This is a genomic window from Micromonospora sp. NPDC049799 (genome assembly GCF_040656655.1).
In the GTDB taxonomy this organism is placed as follows: domain Bacteria; phylum Actinomycetota; class Actinomycetes; order Mycobacteriales; family Micromonosporaceae; genus Micromonospora.
In genome coordinates this window covers 1-5,098 of sequence record NZ_JBFAMU010000361.1, presented here as the reverse complement: position 1 = coordinate 5,098, position 5,098 = coordinate 1, and the positions used below count along the sequence as shown (strand labels likewise).

Annotated in this window: 4 protein-coding genes and 1 pseudogene; 4 read left to right on the top strand and 1 reads right to left on the bottom strand. The window is 74.4% G+C overall.

The window, feature by feature from the left end; all coding sequences use genetic code 11:
* On the top strand, positions 1 to 1,252 hold a 1,252-nt coding region (locus tag AB0I76_RS22125; RefSeq protein WP_357038530.1), incomplete at its 5' end, for an aldehyde dehydrogenase family protein.
* 3 nt (positions 1,253 to 1,255) lie between these two features.
* On the opposite strand, the gene AB0I76_RS22120 is transcribed toward AB0I76_RS22125, so the two are convergent.
* Positions 1,256 to 2,488: an SUKH-3 domain-containing protein gene (locus tag AB0I76_RS22120; protein WP_357038527.1), complete on the bottom strand. Its 1,233-nt coding sequence runs from the start codon at positions 2,486 to 2,488 to the stop codon at positions 1,256 to 1,258.
* A 75-nt stretch (positions 2,489 to 2,563) separates the two neighbouring features.
* Between AB0I76_RS22120 and AB0I76_RS22115 the strand changes: the two genes are divergently transcribed.
* From AB0I76_RS22115 to AB0I76_RS22105, 3 genes and pseudogenes are all read left to right on the top strand, one after another.
* Positions 2,564 to 2,983 carry a YbaB/EbfC family nucleoid-associated protein gene (locus AB0I76_RS22115; protein WP_357038524.1) on the top strand — a complete coding sequence of 140 codons (420 nt, stop codon included), beginning with the start codon at positions 2,564 to 2,566 and terminating at the stop codon, positions 2,981 to 2,983.
* Positions 2,983 to 3,321, top strand: coding sequence for a hypothetical protein (locus tag AB0I76_RS22110; RefSeq protein WP_357038522.1), 339 nt, complete (start codon positions 2,983 to 2,985; stop codon positions 3,319 to 3,321). Before AB0I76_RS22115 ends, AB0I76_RS22110 begins: the two co-directional genes overlap by 1 nt.
* 18 nt (positions 3,322 to 3,339) lie before the next feature.
* Positions 3,340 to 5,098 (top strand): annotated as a pseudogene (locus AB0I76_RS22105) (hypothetical protein); the annotation flags it as partial.

Sequence of the window (5,098 nt, the reverse complement as noted above, 5' to 3'; positions counted from 1 at the left end):
GGCGGCGGCCCTCGACCACGTCTCCCGGCGCCTCGCCGAGCGGGCCGACGAGGTCGCGGCGCTGATCACCGCCGAGAACGGCAAGCCGGTCAAGTGGGCGCGCGCCGAGGTCGGCCGGGCCGTCTCGACCTTCCGCTGGGCCGCCGAGGAGGCGCGGCGCTTCTCCGGTGAGCTGCAACGCCTCGACACCGATCCGGCGGCCACCGGGCGCATCGCCCTGGTCCGACGGGTGCCGCGCGGTCCCGTCCTGGGGATCGCGCCGTTCAACTTCCCGCTCAACCTGGTGGCCCACAAGGTCGCCCCGGCCATCGCCGTCGGCGCACCCATCATCGTCAAGCCGGCCCCGGCCACCCCGCTGTCGGCGCTGCTGCTCGGTGAACTGCTCGCCGAGACCGACCTGCCGGCGGGCATGTTCTCGGTGCTGCCGCTGCCGAACGAGCGCGCCGCCGACCTCGTCGCCGACCCGCGGCTGCCGGTGGTGTCGTTCACCGGCTCCGGCCCGGTCGGCGCGGCCATCCGCCGCTCGGTCCCGGACAAGCACGTGACGCTGGAGCTGGGCGGCAACGCGGCGGCGGTGATCTGCGAGGACTGGAACACCGACTCCGACCTCACCTTCGCCGCCCACCGCATCGCCACCTTCTCCAACTACCAGGCCGGACAGTCCTGCATCGCGGTGCAGCGGGTCTACGTGCACGAGTGGCTCTACGACGCCTTCCTGCCCCGGCTGGTCGCCGCCGTCCAGGAACTGCGGACGGGCGATCCCTCGTCCGAGCTCACCGACGTCGGACCGCTGGTCTCCGAGGCCGCCGCCGAACGGGTCGAGGCCTGGGTCGACGAGGCGGTCACCGCCGGCGCGACCATCGAGGTGGGTGGCCGGCGCGAGGGCGCCACCTACCCGCCGACCGTCCTCACCGGAGTGCCCGCCGACGCCAAGGTCTGCGCCGAGGAGGTCTTCGGGCCCGTGCTGGTCGTCGCCCGCGTCGAGAACGACCGGGCCGCGTTCGCGGCGGTCAACGACTCGGCGTACGGGTTGCAGGCGGGCGTCTTCACGCACCGGACGGACGTGGCGTTCGCGGCGCACCGGGCGCTGGAGGTGGGCGGCGTGATCGTCGGCGACGTGCCGTCGTACCGGGCCGACCAGATGCCGTACGGCGGATTCAAGGGCAGTGGCGTCGGGCGGGAGGGCCTGCGCAGTGCCATGGACGACTACACCGACGTCCGGGTGCTCGTCCTCACCGGCGTCGAGCTGTAGCGGTCACCAGGTCCCGTCGTCGCGGACCCGGGCCGGGGCGCGGCCGAGCAGGAGCGTGGTGAGGGCCGCGTCGACGTCCGCGCCGAGGAACCACTCACCGGCCTGGTCCAGCGCGAAGATCCGACCCCGCTCGTCCACGGCGATGATGCTGTCCTGCCGCTCGGTGCCGATGGGGAAGAGCCGTACGCCGAGCACCGCACCGAAGTCGGCCAGGGTGTCGGCGGTGTGCGCGACCTGGCGTGGCCGGATGTCGACACGAGAGATCCACACCTCGTCACCGGGTCCACGCCGGCCCCCGACGAGACTCGGGAAAGCGGTCAGGGCCGCTACTGCGGCCGGAAACGCCAGGTGTCTGTGCGTCCTACCAGTGACCGCACTGACATCCCGGATCGCGGAGGCCGCGACGATCTCGTCTCCGACGCCCGGGTCCCAGCCGGCGGCGACCAGCGCCTGGGCCACCTCGGGCGCGAAACGGCCCGGGGCGGGATCCGGCTGCGGTTCCGGATGCCAGGCGATCGCGTAGGCCCGGTCCGACCACGGCAGGAGGGCGAAGTCGACGAGCAGCCCGATGCACGAGTCGCAGGGCCGGTCGGCGGAGCCGCCGTGCGGGTCGCCTGGTTCGCGGACCCGGAAGATTTCGAAGCGAGCGGTCCTGAACAGGGCCGTCGCGTCGGCCATGCCCATCGGTTCGATGCCCTCGGCGGCGCGACGGTGGTCGTACTCGTGCAGGACGTCCGAGACGACGATCAGCTCGGCGTGGCGGTCCCCGCCGCGGACGAGGTGGCCCGGTGGCAGATCGTCGAGGTACCGGCGGACCAGCGGGTGGTGGTTGAGCTCGATGTCGCCCTTCGCGCCCTGGGCGCGGTACAACCGGCCGTCCACGCTGAGGTGGGCGGCCGTGGTCGGGGTGGGGAGCCGGCGGATCTCGCGGAGCAGTTGGCCGGCGGGGTCGACCGTACGCGGCGCGGGCGGACCCTCCGGGCGGCTCCGGCGGTACATGCGTTCGACCTGCTCGATCGACACCCGGGGCCAGGTGCTCACCTCGCCGGTCTGCTTGTCGACCACTGTGGTCGGTAGGTCGCCGGGGACCGTCCGGACGTCGGGCGACACGGAGGACGTGATGACGAAGCCCAGGTCGAACTCGTCGACCGACGGGCGGCACTCGTAACCCAGGCGCTGTGAATCCCGGCGGGCCCACACGGCGGCGAGCTGCTCGGCCTGCTGGCGGTCGATCACGAGCCTGAAACTACCGGACCCCCATGGGATTGTGGCGCCCGGTATGGTTCGCCCTACCGACGGTGACCGGGGAGGGTGGCGTTGGCTGAGAACGTGGACCGGGACACCAACCGTGCGCTGCGGGCACGGTTCGACGACGTGTACGGGCAGTACCAGCGGCTACGGTCCGGACTGGACGAGTTGCAGACGCGGTTGACCGAGCTGCGGGTGACCGAGCGTTCGTCCGACGGTCGGGTGACGGCCGTCGTCGGGGCCCGGGGCGAGGTGATCCAGGTCGAGGTGAGCCCCGCCGCCTACCAGGAGCGGGACGCCAAGGGGCTCAGCCGCGCGATCACCGAGACCGTGCAACGGGCCGGCGCCACGGCGGCGGAGGAGACCCGGCAGCTGGTGGCCACCTACCTGCCGGGCGGGTCCGGGCCGGTGGAGTTCCTGCGGACCGGCGACTTCGGTTCCCTGCTCGGTCGGGCCGACGCGGCGCTGCGGCGGGAGGAGTGATGGACGGTCTCCTGTGGCTCGATCCCGAGCGCGCCCGGCGCGCTGGTGCCGATCTCTCGGTGGCGGGTGAGGCGTTCGTGGCGGCCCGGCAGCGGGAGGGCGGCGAGATCGCGGCGGCCAGTGCCCAGCGGCCCTGGGGGAAGGACGACATCGGCGCGACCTTCGAGCAGCGGTACCGCGGCTTCGAGGAGGTAGTGCTCCGGGCCTGGGAGGGCGTGGGACGGCACCTGGCCGGTCTCGGTGCGGACGTCGTCCGCTCGGTCGAGGCCAACGTGCAGACCGACGCTGCCAGCGCCGGCCGCCTCGGCCAGGTGGCCGACCGGCGTTCCGAGCCCTGATCGCCGGAGGAGTCCGGGATGACCGTGCTGCCCAGCCCGATTCCGCACCCGCTCGACTTCTCGCCCTGGGAGCTGCCCGGCTGGATCTACGAAGCCCTCGACTGGGTGGTCGGGGTCGAGTGGCCGGACGGCAACGAGCGCGCGGTGTGGGACCTGGCGGACCAGTGGTACGGGGTGGCCGCCGCGTTGGCCGGCCCGCAGACCGACGCGATCACCGCCGCGACCGAGGTCGGGAACGGCTACGGCGGGGTCGGCGCGGTCGCCACGGCCTTCGACCAGGCCTGGCGGCGGGTCGCCGAGGGCGACGACGCGCCGCTGCCGGTGCTGCTCGCGATCAGCACCGATCTCGGTCGACTGGTCGAGGAGTGCGGCTGCGACATCGAGGGCGCGAAGCTCGAGGTCTGGATCGAGCTGGGCATCCTGGTGGTCGAGCTGCTCGGGCTCGCCGTGGCGACGGTGCTCACGGCCGGTGCCGCCTCGCCGGCCGCCGCCGCGGCGATCGCCGCCACCCGGGCCATCGTGCAGCAGATCTTCAAGCGACTCATGGCACAGCTCGCGCGGAAGGCTCTCAGGCAGGGGCTCAAGGAGGCCGGGGAGCGGGCCGCCAAGGAGGTCACGAAGGGCGGGATGCGCGGGCTGGCCCGGCGCGCCGCGGTCGGCGGGCTCTACGAGGCGGGCGAGGAGGCGGGGGTCAGCCTCGCGACGCAGGCGTACCAGAACTCGACCGGCCGGCGGCACGGCCTGGACCTCGCGGAACTCGGCACCTCGGCCGTCGGTGGCCTGGCCGGCGGTGCCGTCGCACCGCTCGCCGGTCTGGGACGGCACGCCACCGGCCGGGGTGCCCGGATCGGCGAGCACGTCGGCCGGGAGATGACCGGCGAGGTGCTCGCCGAGCAGGCCGCGAGCCTGGCCACCGGCCAGGGGCCGACCTCGTTGGAGGACGCCGCGCGCGCCGCCGCTTCCGGCGTCCGGGGTTCCGCCACGACACAGGCCGACGCGGCATTGCAGGCCCGGCTCGACGGCCGGATGAGTGCCCTGGCCGGTCTGCCCACGACACCGGCGGACCTCCGCGTCGCCCCGCCTCCCGACCTGTCGGCGCAGGTCGGCGGAGCGGTCGCGACCGGTCATGCCGAGATGGACGGCGGCACCCGCTCGACCGTGCCGCCCGGGCCCGACGTCGCTCCCGCACCCCGTCTGCCCGAGGCCCCGCCGGTTGCGGACGCTGGCACGGTCACGGCCCAGGCCGGGAGCGCCGGCACGAACAACTCCCCGGCGGCCGATCCGGTCGGTGCCGGCGTACGCGGGGAAACCGCCGTCCGCCCGGACGCGACCGCCCTGGTCGCGCACCAGGCGGGCCCACCTGTGCCGCCCGAATCGCACACCACCGTCCCGACGTCCGCCGGTGCGCCGTCGATCACGTCGCCGCACGGTCTCGCCGGCGATCCGACTGTCACCTCGCCGTACCGCCTGTCGGACGCCCCGACCCTGACCTCCGCCGCACCGGTGGCGCCGCCGCCGAACGGCCCGGTCACCTCGCCCGGTCCGCCGCCGGTCGACGGACCGTCGAGCGCCGCCGCCCCCACCGTGACGACGGGTGGACCACCGACGAGCGGCTCCGCCCCGTACCCGTTCACCGCGGCGGCCGGGCCGACGATGTCCCCCATGACCGGACCGACCGTGACGGCGGTGCCTTCGCCGCCGGTGCCGACGACCTCCGCGACCACGCCGACCGACAGCGTCGGCAGCACCGCGCCGCGCCACCCGACCGAGACGGCCC

What these genes read in the sequence shown, in the direction of transcription:
- AB0I76_RS22110 (WP_357038522.1), top strand. Translation starts at nt 2,983, where the DNA reads ATGGACGGTCTCCTGTGGCTCGATCCCGAGCGCGCCCGGCGCGCTGGT.